Raw genomic sequence first — 19,995 nt, 5'->3', positions numbered from 1 at the left:
TAGAAGGTAGGTAAGATGTGTGATAGAGTTTCGAAATGTCTCCAAAGTGTATCCAAATGGTACAAAAGGATTGAATAATATAAACTTGAAAATTCAAAAAGGTGAGTTTGTTGTAATGGTAGGGCTGTCTGGAGCTGGAAAATCTACACTTCTCAGATCCGTAAATCGTCTTCATGAGATTACCGAAGGAGAAATCATTATTGAAGGTGAGTCTATTACTGCTGCGAAAGGAAAAGAATTAAGGCGTATGCGCCGGGATATCGGTATGATCTTCCAAAGTTTTAATCTTGTAAAGCGATCAACAGTATTAAAAAATGTATTAGCTGGTCGTATTGGATATCATTCCACATTACGTACAACGTTAGGTTTGTTTCCGAAAGAAGATGTGGAGCTCGCATTTCAAGCGTTAAAAAGAGTGAATATTTTAGAAAAAGCATATGCACGTGCTGATGAATTATCAGGAGGACAACAGCAACGTGTATCAATAGCTAGAGCATTGGCACAAGAAGCAAAAATCATATTGGCAGATGAGCCTGTTGCATCGTTAGATCCACTTACGACAAAGCAAGTATTAAATGATTTGAAAAAAATCAATGAAGATTTTGGAATTACAACAATTGTGAATTTGCATTCTATTGATTTAGCTAGGCAATATGCGACACGTATTATTGGATTACATGCAGGAGAAATTGTTTTTGATGGTTCAGTAGAAGAGGCGACAGATGAAAAATTTGCTGAAATTTATGGAGATGTAGCACAGAAAAATGAATTGTTAGAGGTGGCAGTTAAATGAGTGACGTAACGATATATTCGAAATCGATACCGAAGCCGCCGAGTAAGTTAAAACATATGTTAACGTTTATTCTAGTCATTTTACTGTTGTGGGGAAGTAGTATACAGGTCGACGCATCATTTTCAAAGCTAGTAGTTGGTTTTCCTAATATGATGGATTTGTTAAAAGAAATGGTGCCGCCAGATTGGAGTTATTTTCAAGTTATTACAACAGCAATGTTAGATACAATACGTATGGCGATTATTGGGACGACTTTAGGAGCGATTTTAGCTATTCCACTTGCACTGTTTGCGGCAAGTAATGTGTTTACTAACACATTTTTATACAGTCTAGCTCGAATGATTTTAAATTTTATACGAACGATACCAGATTTATTATTGGCGGCTATTTTCGTAGCTATTTTTGGAATAGGACCACTTCCAGGCATTTTAGCTCTTACGTTTTTCTCAATTGGGCTTGTGGCGAAATTGTTGTATGAGTCAATTGAATCAATTGATCCAGGTCCGTTAGAGGCGATGACAGCGGTAGGAGCTAATAAGGTGCAATGGATTGTTTATGGGGTAATTCCGCAAGTGAAAGCACATTTTGTCTCCTATGTTCTTTATACATTTGAGGTGAACGTACGTGCAGCAGCTGTTTTAGGTTTAGTAGGAGCAGGTGGTATTGGATTATATTATGATCGTACACTTGGATTTTTACAATATAAACAAACTGCTTCTATAATTATTTATACCCTTATTGTTGTTTTGTTAATTGACTACATTAGTACATTGTTGCGGGAGAAACTATAATGAATAGAACGACGATGATTGTGCAAAAACCGAAGAAACCGAGTATATATCGCTGGATTATTTTAATAGCACTTACAGTTGTATATGCATGGGCCTTTTCAGGAGTGCCATTAGAGGGGATAAAGGACACAGCAGGTGAAATCACGAAAGCAATTATGACAGGGATATTGAATCCAGACTGGTCGTATGTATCTTTGCCAGATGGTGAAGATTTATTACATGGATTAATTGATACGTTGGCAATTGCGATATTAGGTACATTTATTTCTGCATTTTTATCTGTTCCGTTTGCCTTTTGGGCGGCAACGAATATGAGGAGTGGAAAATTAACTTCAGGATCTGGGAAATTTGTACTTAGTTTTGTTCGTACGTTTCCTGAATTAGTTATGGCTCTTTTATTTATAAAAGCTGTTGGTCCAGGCTCTTTTGCAGGAGTATTGGCCTTAGGATTACATTCTATTGGAATGTTAGGGAAACTATATTCAGAAGGAATTGAAAACATAGATAATGGACCGACGGAAGCGTTACTAGCAACAGGAGCAAACCGTTTTCAAATACTTTGGTATGCAGTGTTACCACAAGTGTTACCGGATTTTCTATCGTATACGTTATACAGATTTGAAATTAATGTACGATCCGCTGCGATTTTAGGGGTTATTGGAGCAGGAGGGATTGGTACACCTTTAATTTTTGCGCTGAGTTCACGGAATTGGTCTCGTGTTGGGATTATTTTATTAGGTATCATTTTAATGGTAATTATAATTGATTGGATTTCAAGTTCGATTCGGAAAAGGATTGTTTAACTTATTTGAAAAGCATCGAAGTTAGATGCTTTTTTATGTTTTTAAAAACGTAAGTATAGAAGAAAATTGTATAAATATACAGATAATTCCCTTTCTTTTTAAAATAAAAATAATGAAAAAGTATGTCATATTGAATGCCCATACATTCCCGGAAACATTGATTTTTTTATAAAAAATCAAAAAAATATCAACATATTTGTCGATACATGTTGTATAATCTTGCGTGGGAAGCTATCATATAAATGTATAAAACGTTTACTAATATAAGCGAAGGGAAGAATAGCATGTCACATTCAATCGAACAACTTTCTATCAACACGATTCGCACATTATCCATCGATGCGATTGAAAAAGCAAACTCTGGTCACCCAGGAATGCCAATGGGTGCAGCACCAATGGCTTATACATTATGGACTCAATTTATGAAACACAATCCAAATAACCCAACGTGGTTTAACCGTGATCGTTTCGTATTATCTGCAGGTCATGGTTCAATGTTATTATACAGCCTACTTCACCTATCTGGTTATGATGTAACAATGGATGACTTAAAGAACTTCCGTCAATGGGGAAGCAAAACTCCAGGACATCCTGAGTACGGTCATACAGCTGGTGTAGATGCAACGACTGGTCCACTTGGACAAGGTATTGCAACTGCTGTAGGTATGGCAATGGCTGAAAGACATTTAGCTGCTAAATATAACCGTGATGCGTATAATGTAGTAGATCATTATACATACGCTATTTGTGGTGATGGAGATTTAATGGAGGGCGTTTCTGCTGAAGCATCTTCATTAGCTGCTCATTTACAATTAGGTCGTCTTGTTGTGCTTTATGATTCAAACGATATTTCATTAGATGGCGATTTAAATCGTTCATTCTCTGAAAGTGTAGAAGATCGTTACAAAGCATACGGATGGCAAGTAATCCGTGTTGAGGATGGAAACGATATTGAAGCAATCGCGAAAGCAATTGAAGAAGCGAAAGCTGACGAAAAACGCCCAACGCTAATTGAAGTAAGAACGACAATTGGTTTCGGTTCTCCAAACAAATCAGGAAAATCAGCTTCACATGGTTCTCCACTTGGTGTAGAAGAAACAAAATTAACGAAAGAAGCATATGCTTGGACTGCTGAGCAAGACTTCCACGTAGCAGAAGAGGTATATGACAACTTCCGTAAAACAGTACAAGATGTTGGTGAAACTGCGCAAGCAGAGTGGAACACGATGCTAGGTGAATATGCACAAGCATACCCAGAATTAGCAAACGAATTCCAAGCAGCAATGAACGGTCAACTTCCGGAAGGTTGGGAGCAAAACCTACCAACTTATGAATTAGGATCAAAAGCAGCAACTCGTAATTCTTCTGGTGCTGTAATTAATGCAATTGCAGAGTCTGTGCCATCATTCTTCGGTGGATCTGCTGACCTTGCTGGTTCTAACAAAACATACATGAATAACGAAAAAGACTTTACAAGAGATGATTACAGCGGTAAAAACATTTGGTACGGTGTACGTGAGTTCGCAATGGGTGCAGCAATGAACGGTATTGCACTACATGGTGGTTTAAAAACTTACGGTGGTACGTTCTTCGTATTCTCTGATTACTTACGCCCAGCAATTCGCCTTGCAGCATTAATGCAATTGCCAGTAACGTATGTATTCACACATGACAGTATCGCTGTTGGTGAAGATGGTCCAACGCATGAACCAATCGAGCAATTAGCAGCGCTTCGTGCAATGCCAAACGTTTCTGTTATCCGTCCTGCTGATGGTAACGAATCTGTTGCAGCTTGGAGACTAGCTTTAGAATCTACAAACAAACCAACTGCTTTAGTATTAACTCGTCAAGACCTTCCAACATTAGAAGGTGCAAAAGATGATACGTATGAAAAAGTAGCAAAAGGTGCATATGTAGTTTCTGCAAGCAAGAAAGAAACGGCTGATGTAATCTTACTTGCAACTGGATCTGAAGTAAGCCTAGCTGTTGAAGCTCAAAAAGCATTAGCAGTAGACGGCGTTGACGCAGCTGTTGTCAGCATGCCATCTATGGATCGCTTCGAAGCTCAAACTGCAGAGTACAAAGAATCTGTATTACCAAAAGCAGTAACAAAACGTTTCGCAATCGAAATGGGTGCTACATTCGGATGGCACCGTTACGTAGGTCTTGAAGGAGATGTGTTAGGTATCGATACATTCGGTGCTTCTGCTCCTGGTGAGAAGATTATGGAAGAGTATGGATTTACTGTAGAGAACGTTGTTCGTAAAGTAAAAGAAATGCTTTAATGATTTCAGAAAAATCTCTCCGGCATGGAGAGGTTTTTCTATGTAAATGAGTTTTTTCGACAGAAAAAGTTTTTTATCTCTCCGCAGTCAGACAATCATTGCAAATTTTCTTATATATAATGAAGAGAAAAGGTTGTCCAGATTGGGAGTGGAAAAATGAAAACGTATGAATTGTATTTAATTCAAGAGGATATTGCGAAAGCTTATTTTGGTCGTGAATATTTGTTTTTTGATTTATTTGCTCGATTTTCAGAATCTGGGTCCCTTTCGGAGAAAAAAGTGTTATATAAGCAAATGATGTATATAACGATGCCATTGCAAGTAATGAAAATTCATCATAAATTAGAACAAGCTTTGCGCGTTCTTGGTAAATATGATAGAACACATCATACACATACACTTTATACGGGAGCGGAGTACGGCGAAATAATGGTGAAACCGCACTATATTCGTATGAATACCTCTGGAAATGTCTCTATGGAAACGACATTCTTTGAGGTGTTAAGAAAGTGTGAATTAACATTTTTAGCTATGGATTATGAAAATACAAAGTACGGATGGCTGAATCCTCTAAAACAAGTACGAACATATGTGTAAAAAATGTCGAATTGTATCTTGTCTTATTGAAAAGGTTTTAGTACACTGTAAGGTAGACAACATGAAGGAGGAAAATATATGCCAATTTGGTTAGGTATTCTAGTGGGCGTAGTAGCACTAGTAGCAGGCGTGGCGTTAGGATTTTTCATTGCCCGCAAATATATGATGAATTACTTACAAAAAAATCCACCAATTAACGAACAAATGTTAAAAATGATGATGATGCAAATGGGACAAAAACCTTCCCAAAAGAAAATCAATCAAATGATGAGCGCAATGAACAAGCAACAAATGAAATAAGCGCTAAAAGACACTCGCTAAGAGTGTCTTTCTTTTTGTTAGTTATAGTTTTTAAAACTTTTAAAAATTCTGTATTTTTGGTAAACTGAAAACATCGCTCATTTTAAGGGAGGAGGAAAAAAATGAAAGTGTTTATGAATTTAGCGTGGTTTTTTAAACAAGAAAAACGAGCGTACATAACTGGAATTATTTTATTGTTTGGCGTTGCACTTTTAGAACTTGTAGCACCAAAAGTAATTGGAATCGTTGTAGATGAAATTAATGATGGAACATTGACGACCGATAAGTTACTAAAATGGGTTGTACTATTAGTAATTGTAGGTATTACGATGTACATATTACGTTACATATGGCGTATTATGATTTTCGGGTCTTCATTAAAATTAGCTCGCCAATTACGAAAAAATTTATATGAACATTTTACAAAGATGAGTCCATCTTTCTATCAGTCAAATCGAACAGGTGATTTAATGGCACATGCGACCAATGATATTCAAGCGATCCAGCAAACTGCTGGAGCAGGTGTTTTGACGCTTGTTGACTCATTAGCTGTCGGAGGATGTGTACTCGTAGCGATGGGTTTTACAATTAGTTGGAAGTTAACATTATTAAGTTTAATTCCAATGCCGATTGTAGCTATTTCGACAAATTATTATGGAACTTTATTACATAAAAGGTTTCATAAAGCACAGCAATCGTTTTCGGAAATCAATGATAAAGTGCAAGAGAGTATGAGTGGAATGAAAGTGATTCGCTCGCTTGGACAAGAGAAAGAAGATTTGCAGGCGCTTCGAAGAAAATCAGAAGATGTTGTACATAAAAATGTGTTAGTTGCACGTATTGATTCGTTATTTGATCCGACAATCTCTCTTATCGTTGGATTTTCTTTTTTAATCGCAGTATGTTATGGATCGGTATTAGTTGTAAGAGGTGAATTAACAGTAGGTGATCTCGTTACATTTACGACATATTTAGGTACCCTTGTTTGGCCAATGTTAGCGTTTGGATGGTTATTCAATATTATGGAGCGTGGGCGTGCTTCATATGACCGTGTAGAAAAAATTCTTTCACAAAAATCAGATGTAGTAAATAGCGAAAATGCTGTACATACAATAGCGAGCGGTAATGTTTCGTTTGCCGTTGATTCATTTTCGTATAAGAAAAATGAATTGTTACATTTAAACGATATTCACTTTGATTTGAAGAAGGGGGAAACGCTAGGAGTTGTAGGACGTACAGGCGCAGGGAAAACGACTTTATTAAAATGTTTAATCCGTGAGTATGATCATTTTAATGGTGAATTAAAAATTGGGGAGCGAGATATTCGAGATATAACACTTCATGGTGTCCGTTCTGCCATTTCATACGTGCCGCAAGATCATTTTTTATTTTCAGCAAGTATTGGTGAGAATATTGCCTTTGGAAAGGCGGATGCTACATATAATGAAATTACCCAAGCTGCAGAGATTGCTTGTATTCATAATGACATCCTCCAATTTTCAGAAGGATATGAAACAGTAGTAGGGGAAAGAGGTGTTTCGTTATCTGGTGGTCAAAAACAGCGAATCTCTATTGCTCGTGCTTTATTAACAAATGCTGAAATATTAATTTTGGATGATTGTTTATCAGCAGTAGATGCAAAAACAGAAGAGACGATTTTAAGTGCCTTAAAGAGGGAAAGAGCAGGGAAAACGACGATTATTACTGCACACCGATTAAGTGCAATTCAGCATGCCAATCTTATTCTTGTTGTTGATGAAGGTAGAATTGTACAAAGAGGTACACATGAGGAATTAATGAAGGAAAACGGCTGGTATAAGGAAATGTATGAAAGCCAGCAATTAGAAGCTTTAGTCGAGAAAGGAGGCGTATGATGGTAGAGAAGAAGCGAAGTGATTTAAGTAGATTGCTTTCTTATATGAAGCCATATAAAGGGTTGCTATCTTTAGCATTTATCTTTTTAGTTGGTGCAACAGTAACGGAAATGATGGGGCCTTTTTTAATTAAACAATTCCTCGATGAACACCTAGTACCGCGGGATTTTGAACGATCAGCGCTCGTTACTTTATTTGTAATTTACATAGTTGCTCATTTATTAAAAGTATTATTTACGTATTTAAATTTATTGTACTTTCAGAACATTGCTTTTAAGATTGTTCAAGATATGCGAGTCGAAGTATATGAACATGTTCAAAAGCTGTCATTAAGTTTCTTTGATCGTACGCCAATTGGTACGCTCGTATCTCGTATAACGAATGATACGGAAGCGATTAAAGATTTTTATGTTAGTGTATTATCAACATTTGTGAAAAATGTAGTCTTTTTAGTAGGTATTTTAATAGCGATGTTTTTATTAGATGTAAAATTAGCGCTATTTTCTCTCGTATTAATTCCGATCATGTTTGCGATTATGGTATTATATCGCCGGAAAAGTGCAGCTTTTTATTTAGAAGTACGTAATCAATTAAGCGTGTTAAATGCAAAATTGAACGAGTCCATACAAGGAATGAATATTGTTCAAGTGTTCAGACAAGAAAAACGTATGAGAAAAGAGTTTGAAGAAGTGAATAATAAACATTATAGTGCAGGGCGACGTACTTTGAAGTTAGACGCATTACTTTTACGACCGGCTACGGATTTAGTGCATATTGTAGCTATTGCGTTAGTACTAGGTTTATTTGGGATTGATGCTTTAAAGAGCCCTGTTGAAGTAGGAGTTTTATATGCTTTTGTTAACTATATACATCGTTTTTTCCAACCTGTAAATGAGATGATGATGAAATTGTCCTTTTTCCAACAGGCACTTGTTTCGTCATCACGTGTATTTCATTTAATGGACGAGAAAGATTTAGCACCGGTTCAAAAAGGCAATGAGAATCCTCAAGTTGTGGATGGGGATATTGAATTTAAAAATGTTACTTTTTCATATGATGGAAAGCGTGACGTTTTAAAAAATGTATCATTTCACGTGAAACAAGGGCAAACGGTTGCTTTTGTTGGGCATACTGGTAGCGGAAAAAGTACGATTATGAATTTGTTAATGCGATTTTATAATATTAAGTCAGGAAATATTGTAATAGACGGTGTAGATTTAGAAAAATTTGAAGAACGAGAAATTAGAAAGAAAATAGGACTCGTATTGCAAGATGCATTTTTATTTGCTGGAAATGTAAAGCAAAATATTCGTATGTATAATGAAGAAATTACGGATGAAGAAGTAAAAGAAGCTGCTCGATTTGTGCAAGCGAATACGTTTATTGAAAAGTTACCAAAACAGTATGAAACAGAAGTAGTAGAAAGAGGTGCAGCATTTTCAAGCGGTCAACGACAATTAATTGCTTTTGCTAGAACGATAGCAACGAATCCGAAAGTATTAGTATTAGATGAAGCAACAGCTAATATCGATACAGAAACAGAAGAGGCTATTCAAACAGCGTTGCAACAAATGCGAAAAGGTAGAACGACGATAGCCATTGCGCATAGGTTATCTACAATTCAAGATGCAGATCAAATTTTTGTGATGCATGATGGAGAGATAGTAGAAAGAGGAACACATCAAGAATTACTAAGTGAGCAAGGTTTGTATTATAATATGTACTTGCTACAAAATAAAGTGAGTTTGCAAAAGGCCTTGTAATACAAGGTCTTTTTTATTTTGTATACAAAATATGTTTACTCTTTGTTTCTATAGCATAAATGTTGTGTCCTCTTATGAAACTTGTACATATTGTATGTATACGAAGTAAAAAAATTGATAGGAGATTTTATATGCAAAACAGATCAGGTTCAAATGTTACGTTTATTGATGTGTCTCATTGGGAAGGGAATATTGATTGGAATGCAGTGAAGGCATCTGGAATTCCAGCAGCGTATGCAAAAGCGACAGAAGGTGTAAACTACATTGATCCTACTTTTACTAAGAATGTACAAGCAGCACGAAATGCGAATGTATTAATTGGTGCATACCATTTTGCACGCCCAGAACAAAATGATGCAATTTCAGAGGCGAAATATTTTGTGAGTATATTACAAAATAACCAGACAGACTTAATGCCAGTTCTGGATTTAGAATCACCAACAGATCCGAGCAACAGTAATTTAACTGGTAACGCTATATCGAATTGGGCAAGAAGCTTCATAAATTATGTGAAACAGGCTACTGGAAAAGATGTAATGTTATATACAGGAGTTTGGTATATTAATGAGTTCGGAATTAGCGGATTAAGTGATATACCGCTTTGGATTGCTAAATACTCGAGTACACCGCCTGCTGATGCGGGTGGATGGACAGCGTGGACAGCGTGGCAGTACACAGATTCTGGACAAATTTCAGGCGTAGGAAATTGTGATGTATCAGCTGCAGTTTCATTAGAAGCTTTAAAAGGGAATGGAGCAAGTGGTGGAGGTAATGTTTCCCCGCCTAATAATGCAACTCCAGTGTACGGGGTTGCTATAATTAATGGAGATAATGTGAATTTGAGAAGTGGACCATCTTTGCAGTCTAGTGTAATTCGCCAATTGAATCGTGGCGAAACATATGAAGTTTGGGGAGAACAAGATGGATGGCTTTGTTTAGGGACAAATCAGTGGGTATATAATGATCCGAGTTATATTCAGTATAAACATTATGTGGCGACTATTACTGGTGATAATGTAAATTTGCGTGATGCTCCATCATTAAATGGAAATGTTATAAGACAGTTACATCATGGTGAATCGTATCGAGTATGGAGTAAGCAAGATGGATGGCTTTGCTTAGGGACAAATCAATGGATATACTACGATCCGAGTTATATTCAGTATGGTGTACAATAGAGTGAAAATAAAAGGTGCCCCGTCAGAGGTGCCTTTTATTAAAAATATACAACTTTTACAAAGTCTATATCGAAACCATAGTATACTATAGTAGATATATTTATAAAAAATAATCGAAAATGAAATAAAGGGGTAAAAATATGAATTATGTGCTAATAGGTGCGGTTTTAATATTATTAGCTGTAGTATTTGTGCTGTTTTATAAAAATAAACAGTTAGAATCAGAGAGTCAGCAAGTAGAATTTGAAAAGAAACAAGCGATTGAAACGTATAAAAATGAAATTGCAGCTACGGTGATAGAGCATAAAGAACAACAAAATAATTTAAAAAATATGGAACAGAAAAAATACAATGATTTACAAGTAAGTGCAAATAGAGAAATTGAAAATATGCGTATGATGAAAAATCAATTAGCTGTGCAGCATAGTAAAGAACGTAGTGAAATGCAAAATAAACATAATAACGAAATACATATGTTTCAAAAATTAATTGCAAATTTACGAGAATATACTAAAAACGGTGCTGAAATGAATACGTACGAAACATTACATTATATGAAGCGAGGATTCATAGAGCAAGGCATCATATTAGATGCTGAATTTCAAGTCATGCCGAATGTTTTTATTAAAAATAATAGTGAAATAAACGATAATCGAATCCATCATCTTATCTTGTGCAAAACTGGTATTTATCTACTGGAGACGAAAGAATGGAACGAGAAATTAATTCATGGTTTAACGAAAGAAAATGCTGGTATATATTCATTTATGATTGATGAAATGGGTAAGTATCAACAAGAAGTTGATAAAGAAGAAACATTTGAATATATAGTAGGTAAAGATTCGTCAACTATACAAGTGAAAAATGAAGGGAATCCAGTATATAAGGCGAAGAAACTATCTCAAATTTTATACAATTGTTTGAATGAAATGCAGGCTAATAGTATAAAAGAAAAGGTAAAACCAGTTGTATATTTTTATAATAAAAATGGAAAAGCAATAGTAGACCTTTCTAGTGAGGAAACACCTAGATTAAAAGATCGGGAGCAAATTGTAATGTTCTTTAGAAATGAAATCTTAACAGGGAAAGTAGTATATACAGAGCAAGAATTAGAACAGATTCGAGAAATGATTAGCCTGATGAATTATATTGTGAGTTAAAAGGGGAGATCTTTCTGAACGCTATGCTACGTGGCATTTTATATGTCTATTTTTGTTTGTATATAGTAATGTACATTGTATTTATATTCGTCATTGATAGGGTCCATATACCCTTAAGTGTAAGGAGCATTTTTGTAGTATTCATACCATTTGTTTTATTAGTTATGATTCAAAGGGTTATTTTATATGTTTCTAAAAATCGTAATGAAGAAAAGAAGCAAATGTTGGGGGTTTTAATAGTAGCACTCATACCATTAATAGTGTGCACTGTACAACTAAGTGTAAATGAATATACATCAAAGTTTAATCAAAATAGATGGTTAAATCATGCAGATAAGCGGGTACATATGGTAGATGATCTATTACAAAAATATAAATTAATAGGGAAATCAAATGAAGAAATTACACAATTGTTAGGAGCCCCAACGGAAACGAGAAGTGGGGAAGAAGGAGTTATCACTTTGTATTATCTTGGGACTGAACGTGGCTTTATTCCAATAGATAGCGAACAGCTTATTTTACAATTTGATAGAGATGGTAAAGTCATGGAATATACGGTGCATAAAGATTAAAGAAACGTAGAGGGAAGCTATATGTTATAGCTTCTTTTTTATTTTTCAATATGTCACGGAAGGGGGAGAAGGTTTTTGAGTGGAATAAGGAATGAAAGCGGAGGTGATGCATATATATAGATGCATTGGGTGATTATTCGCCCGATTGGTGAGCGTTAATAATCAATAAGTACGGACAAAAACCCAATGATGAAAGTTTCACTTTATCATATTGTATAAATGAAAAGGAGGTAAGACGGTGAAAGCAATCCCGACTGATGTCCTGAGTAAAGAATTGATGGAAAGAGAAGGAGTTATATCTATTACAGTAAAGGAATTTGAAAAAATAGAAGTAGCTGGAGTAGTAGTAGCTGGTCCAGCGGTTATTTTGATTAATCAAGATTAAGTACATATTATTGAAATAAAAAGCATCCGTCTAGGATGCTTTTTATTTGTATGTAAGGATAAATATGATGGATAATTGTGTTACTGGAGGGAAAGTCTGTGGCAATTATTATAACAATGTTAGTAATGGGTATTTTATTAGGATTTGTTGGAGCTGGAGGAGCTGGGTTTATTATCGCGATACTCACTTTAGTATTTCATATTCCTATTCATGTTGCTCTTGCAACATCTTTAACTGCAATGGCATTTACGACATTATCAGGTGTTGTCAGTCATTACCGTGAAGGCAATGTTGCATTTATTATAGGCGGGATTGTTGGGGGATTTGGCGCAATTGGCTCTTATATTGGTTCTAAATTTGGTTCACTTATACCAGCACATCTTCTTCATTGGTTTACAGCTGGGATGTTATTTTTATCGGCAATTTTTATGTTTATTAAATTAATTATGTTCCAAAACAAAGAACAGTCATCTTTATATAAGCATAAAGAGTTTTCCATGAACTACTTGTTGAAATGTATATGCCTTGGATTAGTTACTGGAATGATGGCTGGTTCATTTGGGATTGGTTCTGCACCGTTTATTCAGCTTGGATTAATGGTTCTATTGGGACTAACGATTCAGCAATCTGTAGGGACAACAATGCTTGTTATATTACCGATTGCAATTGGAGGCGGGCTAGGATATAGTTCGGAAGGATATTTAGATTATATATTGTTATTGCAAGTATTAATTGGGACCATGTTAGGGGCATATATTGGCGCGAAGTTTACAAATTATGCACCGCGAATGCTTTTGAGGTTTTCGATGATTATGACACCGGTTTTAGCTGGATGTATGCTATTGATGGAATAAAGTGAAATTATAATAAGTAGGGGGTTACTGCTTACAAATAGCAGGATAAAATTAATATAGCAAACTATTAATATATTTTACGAATGAATTATGTAGGTAATTCATATTTCCCATATAAAAGGATTTGTTTTAATATTATGAGTGTAAAGTTCGAGTATTCGAAGTACTACTTGAATTATATCCCTATCCCTTTTCTAAAAATGCGAACAAGTTTTGCCCTATTCTATTCAATAGTTAATTGTATAGAAATATATTGTTCGATGACCATTATGGAACGTACATAATGGGAAAATCCCGATCCTTAAAGAGGATGCCCCTAATCTTCATGTGAAAATATGATCGGATATGAAAGCTGACCAATTTATGGTCAGCTTTCTTTTTGTTCGAAAATTATTTCTTCTTTAATTTCTGTTTGCAATAATACAGTTTTTCCGAAGCGACGTTTGCATTCCGCGCGCACTTTTTCAAGGGCTAGTAGCTGAGTAGTCGCGGGAACTGTGACAATAGCTTGGCGAGGCTTTCGATTTTCTTCACAAAAGACACATTCCACAACATAATTAGAAATCATATTTTCATCCTTCCAGTTTTAATTTCTAAGAAGGGATTGCCTATGAAGTTGATGTAATCTTTCGTCATTGTTTTATTTTTTTCCTCTTTTTTTCAAGGGGAAAATAAAAAAGAGGGCGAATTTTAGTAGGGGAGGGATGTTTATGGAGAGATGGATAGGTAGTGCAGCGGTATGTGTAAATGAAAGAAAGGAAGTTTTAATGGTACTGCAGGGCAAAGAGGGAGAAGAAAAAAGGTGGTCTGTCCCAAGTGGAGGACTTGAAAAGGGAGAGACACTAGAAGAATGTTGTATCAGGGAAGTTTGGGAAGAAACAGGTTACAATGTGGAAGTTGTAAATAAAATATATGAAAAAGAGGGTATTACATACGGTGTTCCAGTGTATGTCCATTATTATTTTGTTAAACAAATAGGCGGTAATATGAAAATCCAAGATCCTGATGAGTTAATACATGAAATTGCTTGGAAAGGGATACATGAAGTTGAACAATTGTGTTTAGCTTTTCCAGAGGATTATGAATTGCTGTGCCGATATATAGATAAAGAAGCAAGTATGTAAATACTTGCTTCTTTAATGTATCCAAGACAAGAAAAGCGGAACGATAACTAAACTAGCGCCTGCTGTTAAAAGCATGGATAAACTTGCGATTGTTCCTTCCACAGGACCGATTTCGAATGCTTTTGATGTACCGGTTCCATTTGCGCTCGTTCCTAACATAATACCTTTTGCGATTGCTGTTTTAATACGGCAAATACGTATGAGAGAAGGACCGAGCAATGCTCCTGTTAAGGCAGTTAAAACGACAAATACAGCAGTTAATTGTGACATACCACCAATCATTTCTGAAATAGCCATTGCGATTGGTGTTGTTACGATATGTGGCGCTAAACTATGTTCTAGTGATGAATCAATTTGAAAATAATTTGCTAGTAGTGCTGAAGTAATGACTGATAAAAACGAACCGACAATGACATTAAGTAAGATAGCCATTCCATGTTTCTTTAATAAATCAAAGTATTTATAGATTGGCCATGCAAAAGCAACTGTTGCGGGTTTTAATAATTCAGTTAACCAATGACCACCAGATTCATATGTTTCATAAGGTGTATCTAATCCGAGCAATAAAGCAATTAAAATAATGGGACAGACGAGAAGAGGAGAAAGTAGACTCCAATTCCAGCGTTGATACATTTTTTTTGATAGCCAATATGTGAATAGTGTTAATAGTAAACAAAGAAATCCGATCATTGCGTTGATCCTTTCCGCTTTAGTAGCAATTCTGTTAAAAGTCCTGTAACTAAGGTAACGCAAAGAGTGCTAATCATAATAATTAAAATGAGATCGATTCCATATTGTGTTAGTGTATCTCTGTAACGTATGACAGCGACTGCAGAAGGGATGAAAAATAAAATAAGTTCTTTTAATAAAAAATCTGCTCCGTCCTGTATCCATTCTTTTTTAACTAGGTTAAATTTTAATGAAATTAATAATAAGAAAATACCGATTATACTTCCTGGAACTGGGAGGTGTGCCTGTTTTGCAATCCATTCACCTGTCCAAGCGAAACAAAATAGTAATAAAATTTGTCCGCTTAACTTCCACCATTTCATACAGTAACCACCTCTTTCTTTTGTTACATAAAAATTGTAAAAAAGAATTAACAATTTCTACTATACGTTCATTCAAAATATTTGTCTAATATATAAATTATATGTTATTAATATATAAGACATATTAATCGAAAGTGAAAAGGGTGTCCAAAAATGGAATTACGGCATTTGCAATATTTTGTTGTTGTGGCAGAAGAGTTACACTTTGGACGGGCGGCTGCTCGTTTACAAATGACACAACCACCACTTAGTCAACAAATACAGCAATTAGAAAAAGAAATGGGAGTTACATTATTTTCAAGAACGAAAAGAAAGGTTGAACTAACAGAAGCAGGAGAAATGTTTTTAAAAGAAGTAAAAAAGGCGTTTGAACAAATTGAAAAAGCAGTAGAAGTTGCACAAAGTGCGCAAAGGGGAGAAGTAGGATCACTTTCAATTGGTTTTGTAGGTGCGGCGATATATGATATTTTACCATCAATTGTTAGGGAATATAGAAAGAAATTTCCGAGAGTGTCTGTTGCATTACATGAATTGTCAACACCAGATCAAGTTCATGCACTTCATGATAACCGTATCGATATTGGCTTTTTACGTCCACCAATTCCAACGCAATTATTAGAATTAGAGCCAATTCAAAGGTTATCTTGCACCTTATGTTTACCAAAGGCACATCCACTTGCAGAGAAAGATGAAATACATATAGAAGATTTACGAGATGAGCCGTTTGTATTTATTACGAGACCAGTATGGCCAGCTTTGTATGATACAATTTTATCTCTTTGCAGAGAAGTTGGATTTAGTCCGCGTATTGTACAAGAAGCAACAGAGTATCAAACAGTTATGGGGCTTGTAGCAGCAGGGATTGGAATTACAGTAATACCCGTGTCGGCAAATAAGTTATATAAAACAGAAGTTGTATATAAAGAGTTATATGATTCTAATTTTGTTGCAGAAATGTCAGTGGCTTATAAAAAAATGAATAGTAATCCAGAGTTGCTAGAGTTTTTAAAAATTGCAAGAGAGAAGAAAAGAATAGAAGTAGAAGATGAATAATAGTAGTAGCAGAAAATGGATTTAATTCAAATCCATAAAAGTACACCTTATTAAACAATAAAGCGGAAATGCAACTTAAGTTGCATTTCCGCTTTATTGTTCTTTTTTTAGCTCGATACTAAATAGATAAACGTGTTCATTTTCTTTTAAGAGTAGATCAATACCTGTTTCTTCATCAATGGTAGGAACGCTTACAGTTTCTTTACTTGTTTGGATTACAGCAGCTAAAGTTGTTTTTTGATTGTATTTTAAATTTTTTATAGATGGGATTGTAGTAGTTGCGGAGCTATTTACGCTTGGTGGTGCTTCTTCATGAACAAGCGTTGAACCACCATCAATATTCATATACCACTGCCTTTTTTCTTGTATATCTTTATCGAATTGGAAATGTGGTGGTAAAAAAGAAAGCTTTACTTTCTTTTTTGAAAAATGTGATGTAGCTATATTAGCAATTTCTTTTGTTTTTTTACCATTGTTATAATAATCAATCGTAGCATTTATTTCATCTTTCTCATTTTTTAGCGTAACGTTATAAAATATGCTATTTCCTTCTTGAAAAGGAGTCATTTGTAAAATAGAAGCCTGCTCTGTTGTTAATTTGTATGGCTCAACAATGGCAACTTCATTGTTTTTTAGTTGGCTACAACTTGTGAATAATAATAAAGACAAGATTAATAGTAATTTTATACGCATGCAATCTCCTCCTTTTTACAATTATATTCTAAATGTGATTTTTATTATTTCGTTTTCTAGGACTAAAGACTTAGAAGAAATTCCGATTGTAGTGCGATGTTTAAAATGTCATATTTTTATACACTAGTAGTATAGAATGCGTATGTAATAAGGTAGGGGAAGAATTTTATGTCTTTATGTCGGTTAGCGAGAAAAAATATTAGAACATTTGCTACCAAAAGGATGAAGCAATTTATGTGGATTGCTATGAGTACTATGATTTTGTTTTTTATGATATCGTTACAATTTAATGAAGGAGCTATTTTGAAAGTAGGGGATGCATTTGTATTTCAAATGTATTTTTACACACTTTTTATTGTACTAATTTTCATATGTATTTTTACTACATATAAAATGATGTACTCCCTTTTGCATGTGAGGAGGGAGGAGTTTATATCTTATGTAGCAGAAAATATGAAAAGAAAAGAGGTACTATGTGTATTATGTCAGGAGCAATTATTCATTTATGGAGCAGCATTTGTTTTTGGATTAATTAATGGGATGCTATTTTTGAAATTATTCACGGTTATCTTTATGAAAGTCGCAGGGATACAAGGAATAAATAGTGCGCCAATTACAATATATGCAGTTGTAATTATTAGTATAATTATGATGACTGTCGTTTTAATATCGATGATGCAATGTTATCGATTTGTTCGAAGTTTAAAAGATGAAAATTCGTTGCGGTTTAAAGAAAGGGCATGAGAAATCATGCTTTTTTCTATTTTACACATAAAAATAATCATGTTACAGTGAAAAGACCTGACAAAGAATGGGAAGGAAAGGTTGTATAGAATGACAAATGAACAATCAATTGTAAAAGTCGATCGGTTAACGAAGCGAATCGGATCAAAGACACTTGTACAAAATATTAGTTTTGAAGTGAAAAAAGGCGAGGTTGTCGGTTTACTCGGACCAAACGGTGCTGGAAAAACGACTTTAATGAGAATGATGGTTGGTATGATCCGTATGACCGAAGGTGAAGTATGGATTGATGGTCAATCTGTGAAACAGCAATTCGAAAAAACCGCTGCGAAAATTGGAGCGGTAATTGAGACACCTGAATTTTATCCTTTTTTAAGCGGCTATGAAAATTTAACATATTTCGGACGAATGAATGGTAATGTGACCGAAGAACGTATCGATGAAGTAGTGAAATTGTTAGGGATGGGACAAGTAATTGATCGTAAAGTAAAAGCATATTCACTCGGCATGAGACAACGTTTAGGAATCGCTCAGGCGCTTATTCACGATCCAGATGTGCTGATACTAGATGAACCGACAAATGGATTAGACCCTAGTGGAATACATGAAATGAGAATGTACATAAAAAAAATTGCACATGAACAAGGAAAAGCTGTACTTGTATCAAGTCACTTACTTTCAGAAGTTGAATTAATGTGTGACAGAGTTATCATTATTCAGCACGGGCAATATGTGGCTACGCAAAATATTCAGCATAGCCAAAGCGAAGAGATGGAGACGATCCGTATACGTGTAGATGATGCGAATAAAGCAGCAGAAATATTAGGGCATGATGTTTTAGTAAAAGATAATGAATTACTTATTAATGTAAAAGATGAAGAAATCCCAAATGTTATTCGTACATTGCTTGAGAAAAATATTCAAGTGTATCGTGTATATGAAGAAAGAAAAACGTTAGAAGAGCAATTTTTAGAATTAACAGGGGGAAAAGATATTGTTTAATTTAGTATATAACGAACTGTATAAAATATTTAAGCGGAAGCGAACGATTATTCCATTTGCAGTTATTGCAGTATTAATAATCGGATTAGGATGGGTTACGGTAAAGTATTTTGAACCGGAAACAAAAGGATGGAAAGTAGATTATACAGAACGAACTGTAGAAATTGAGAAAAAGCTTGGCATGAAAAAAGAAGCTATTTTAGCAGAAAAATCAGGGGATGAGCTTGTAAAAGAATACCAGCTTAAGATGAAGCATTTAGATACAGATACAGCACCGGCAAGCAGTTCTCCACTTTCTTTCATGAGAGATACAGGTTTTATCGTATTTCCAATTTTGCTCCCATTTATCCTCGTGTATGCAAGTACAATTTTTGCGAATGAATATAGCTGGGGAACATATAAATTTTTAACGATACGACCAGCGAGTCGCTTTAAAATTTTAACAGCAAAATTTTTAGCAATCGTTATATTTGCAGCTTTATTATTTATATTTAATATGATCTTCTCCGCTTTATGTGGACTTGTTATTTATAAATTCCAACAGCCTGCATGGAGTGAGTTTATTTTCCAAGATGGAAATATAATAAAACAAAACATTTTTGTAGAAGCAAGTAAATATTATGTTTTATCGTGGTTACCAACGGTTGTGTACGCATCGTTTGCATTTATGATTTCTGTGTTAACGAGATCTAGTGGAGGTGCAATTGGTATTTCACTATTCTTTGCTTTATCAGGCAATATTGCGCTATTAGCAGCCACTAGATATAACTGGGCGAAATATTTATTGCCAGCAAACACAGATTTATATAGTATTTCAAAGAATGGAAGTTTTATTGATGGAGTAACATTCCCGTTTGCATCATGTATGTTGTTACTTTATTTGTTCGTATTTTTATGTATTTCATATACTGTGTTTTTAAAACGTGATTTAACTTAATAAGAAAAGCCGTTCAGGGTGCTGAGATGCACTTT

Annotated in this window: 22 protein-coding genes; 18 read left to right on the top strand and 4 right to left on the bottom strand. The window is 34.9% G+C overall.

Annotated elements, in window-relative coordinates:
• Positions 1-19: 19 nt before the first annotated feature.
• From phnC to MHB52_RS19135, 13 genes are all read left to right on the top strand, one after another.
• Positions 20-793, top strand: a complete 774-nt coding sequence (gene phnC / locus MHB52_RS19195; protein WP_000569246.1) for a phosphonate ABC transporter ATP-binding protein — start codon at positions 20-22, stop codon at positions 791-793.
• Complete coding sequence (gene phnE, locus MHB52_RS19190; protein WP_001286372.1) at positions 790-1,584, top strand: phosphonate ABC transporter, permease protein PhnE; 795 nt, start codon at positions 790-792, stop codon at positions 1,582-1,584. Before phnC ends, phnE (MHB52_RS19190) begins: the two co-directional genes overlap by 4 nt.
• A complete protein-coding gene (gene phnE / locus MHB52_RS19185) occupies positions 1,584-2,387 on the top strand; it encodes a phosphonate ABC transporter, permease protein PhnE (protein ID WP_061663278.1) in 804 nt (267 codons plus the stop codon). The genes phnE (MHB52_RS19190) and phnE (MHB52_RS19185) overlap by 1 nt, the downstream gene beginning before the upstream one ends.
• Positions 2,388-2,671: 284 nt before the next feature.
• On the top strand, positions 2,672-4,672 hold the full coding sequence (gene tkt / locus MHB52_RS19180) for a transketolase (protein WP_000019766.1): 2,001 nt from the start codon (positions 2,672-2,674) through the stop codon (positions 4,670-4,672).
• 156 nt (positions 4,673-4,828) lie between these two features.
• A complete protein-coding gene (gene sirA / locus MHB52_RS19175; RefSeq protein WP_000860645.1) occupies positions 4,829-5,269 on the top strand; it encodes a sporulation inhibitor of replication protein SirA in 441 nt (146 codons plus the stop codon).
• Positions 5,270-5,347: 78 nt separating this feature from the next.
• On the top strand, positions 5,348-5,569 hold the full coding sequence (locus MHB52_RS19170; RefSeq protein ID WP_001123317.1) for a YneF family protein: 222 nt from the start codon (positions 5,348-5,350) through the stop codon (positions 5,567-5,569).
• Positions 5,570-5,691: 122 nt separating this feature from the next.
• Positions 5,692-7,443: an ABC transporter ATP-binding protein gene (locus tag MHB52_RS19165; RefSeq protein WP_061663277.1), complete on the top strand. Its 1,752-nt coding sequence runs from the start codon at positions 5,692-5,694 to the stop codon at positions 7,441-7,443.
• The gene (locus tag MHB52_RS19160; RefSeq protein ID WP_000229517.1) at positions 7,443-9,206 is read left to right on the top strand and encodes an ABC transporter ATP-binding protein; all 1,764 of its coding nucleotides are present in this window, start codon (positions 7,443-7,445) and stop codon (positions 9,204-9,206) included. Before MHB52_RS19165 ends, MHB52_RS19160 begins: the two co-directional genes overlap by 1 nt.
• A gap of 131 nt (positions 9,207-9,337) precedes the next feature.
• On the top strand, positions 9,338-10,384 hold the full coding sequence (locus MHB52_RS19155) for a GH25 family lysozyme (protein ID WP_001181384.1): 1,047 nt from the start codon (positions 9,338-9,340) through the stop codon (positions 10,382-10,384).
• A 140-nt stretch (positions 10,385-10,524) separates the two neighbouring features.
• A complete protein-coding gene (locus MHB52_RS19150) occupies positions 10,525-11,544 on the top strand; it encodes an NERD domain-containing protein (RefSeq protein WP_001110277.1) in 1,020 nt (339 codons plus the stop codon).
• 23 nt (positions 11,545-11,567) lie between these two features.
• Positions 11,568-12,116, top strand: a complete 549-nt coding sequence (locus tag MHB52_RS19145) for a hypothetical protein (protein WP_000943758.1) — start codon at positions 11,568-11,570, stop codon at positions 12,114-12,116.
• 238 nt (positions 12,117-12,354) lie between these two features.
• The gene (locus MHB52_RS19140) at positions 12,355-12,501 is read left to right on the top strand and encodes a BC1881 family protein (RefSeq protein WP_000644411.1); all 147 of its coding nucleotides are present in this window, start codon (positions 12,355-12,357) and stop codon (positions 12,499-12,501) included.
• A 98-nt stretch (positions 12,502-12,599) separates the two neighbouring features.
• On the top strand, positions 12,600-13,355 hold the full coding sequence (locus tag MHB52_RS19135; RefSeq protein ID WP_016118474.1) for a sulfite exporter TauE/SafE family protein: 756 nt from the start codon (positions 12,600-12,602) through the stop codon (positions 13,353-13,355).
• A 367-nt stretch (positions 13,356-13,722) separates the two neighbouring features.
• On the opposite strand, the gene MHB52_RS19130 is transcribed toward MHB52_RS19135, so the two are convergent.
• Positions 13,723-13,923, bottom strand: a complete 201-nt coding sequence (locus tag MHB52_RS19130) for a DUF3903 domain-containing protein (RefSeq protein WP_000625226.1) — start codon at positions 13,921-13,923, stop codon at positions 13,723-13,725.
• Positions 13,924-14,065: 142 nt separating this feature from the next.
• Here MHB52_RS19130 and MHB52_RS19125 point away from each other — a divergent pair, with 142 nt between their 5' ends.
• A complete protein-coding gene (locus MHB52_RS19125) occupies positions 14,066-14,479 on the top strand; it encodes an NUDIX hydrolase (protein ID WP_000442979.1) in 414 nt (137 codons plus the stop codon).
• 12 nt (positions 14,480-14,491) lie between these two features.
• Here the strand turns inward: MHB52_RS19125 and MHB52_RS19120 are convergent, their stop codons facing one another.
• Both MHB52_RS19120 and MHB52_RS19115 read right to left on the bottom strand, forming a co-directional pair.
• On the bottom strand, positions 14,492-15,169 hold the full coding sequence (locus MHB52_RS19120) for an LrgB family protein (RefSeq protein WP_000578965.1): 678 nt from the start codon (positions 15,167-15,169) through the stop codon (positions 14,492-14,494).
• The gene (locus tag MHB52_RS19115) at positions 15,166-15,531 is read right to left on the bottom strand and encodes a CidA/LrgA family holin-like protein (RefSeq protein ID WP_000872365.1); all 366 of its coding nucleotides are present in this window, start codon (positions 15,529-15,531) and stop codon (positions 15,166-15,168) included. The genes MHB52_RS19120 and MHB52_RS19115 overlap by 4 nt, the downstream gene beginning before the upstream one ends.
• A gap of 153 nt (positions 15,532-15,684) precedes the next feature.
• Here MHB52_RS19115 and alsR point away from each other — a divergent pair, with 153 nt between their 5' ends.
• On the top strand, positions 15,685-16,584 hold the full coding sequence (gene alsR / locus MHB52_RS19110) for an acetoin biosynthesis transcriptional regulator AlsR (RefSeq protein ID WP_000423234.1): 900 nt from the start codon (positions 15,685-15,687) through the stop codon (positions 16,582-16,584).
• A gap of 93 nt (positions 16,585-16,677) precedes the next feature.
• On the opposite strand, the gene MHB52_RS19105 is transcribed toward alsR, so the two are convergent.
• Entirely contained in the window at positions 16,678-17,277 is a 600-nt protein-coding gene (locus MHB52_RS19105) for a hypothetical protein (RefSeq protein ID WP_044795305.1), read from the bottom strand.
• A gap of 168 nt (positions 17,278-17,445) precedes the next feature.
• Between MHB52_RS19105 and MHB52_RS19100 the strand changes: the two genes are divergently transcribed.
• The 3 genes from MHB52_RS19100 (at position 17,446) to MHB52_RS19090 (ending at position 19,960) form a co-directional block, all read left to right on the top strand.
• On the top strand, positions 17,446-18,021 hold the full coding sequence (locus MHB52_RS19100) for an FtsX-like permease family protein (RefSeq protein WP_000050624.1): 576 nt from the start codon (positions 17,446-17,448) through the stop codon (positions 18,019-18,021).
• A 90-nt stretch (positions 18,022-18,111) separates the two neighbouring features.
• A complete protein-coding gene (locus tag MHB52_RS19095; protein ID WP_000180623.1) occupies positions 18,112-19,023 on the top strand; it encodes an ABC transporter ATP-binding protein in 912 nt (303 codons plus the stop codon).
• The gene (locus tag MHB52_RS19090; protein WP_061663276.1) at positions 19,016-19,960 is read left to right on the top strand and encodes an ABC transporter permease; all 945 of its coding nucleotides are present in this window, start codon (positions 19,016-19,018) and stop codon (positions 19,958-19,960) included. The genes MHB52_RS19095 and MHB52_RS19090 overlap by 8 nt, the downstream gene beginning before the upstream one ends.
• The last annotated feature ends 35 nt before the right edge of the window (positions 19,961-19,995 follow it).

The organism is Bacillus sp. FSL K6-0073, from assembly GCF_038006085.1.
In the GTDB taxonomy this organism is placed as follows: domain Bacteria; phylum Bacillota; class Bacilli; order Bacillales; family Bacillaceae_G; genus Bacillus_A; species Bacillus_A cereus.
Note: the sequence above shows the minus strand (reverse complement) of the source record. Positions and strands in the feature narration are given on the sequence as shown.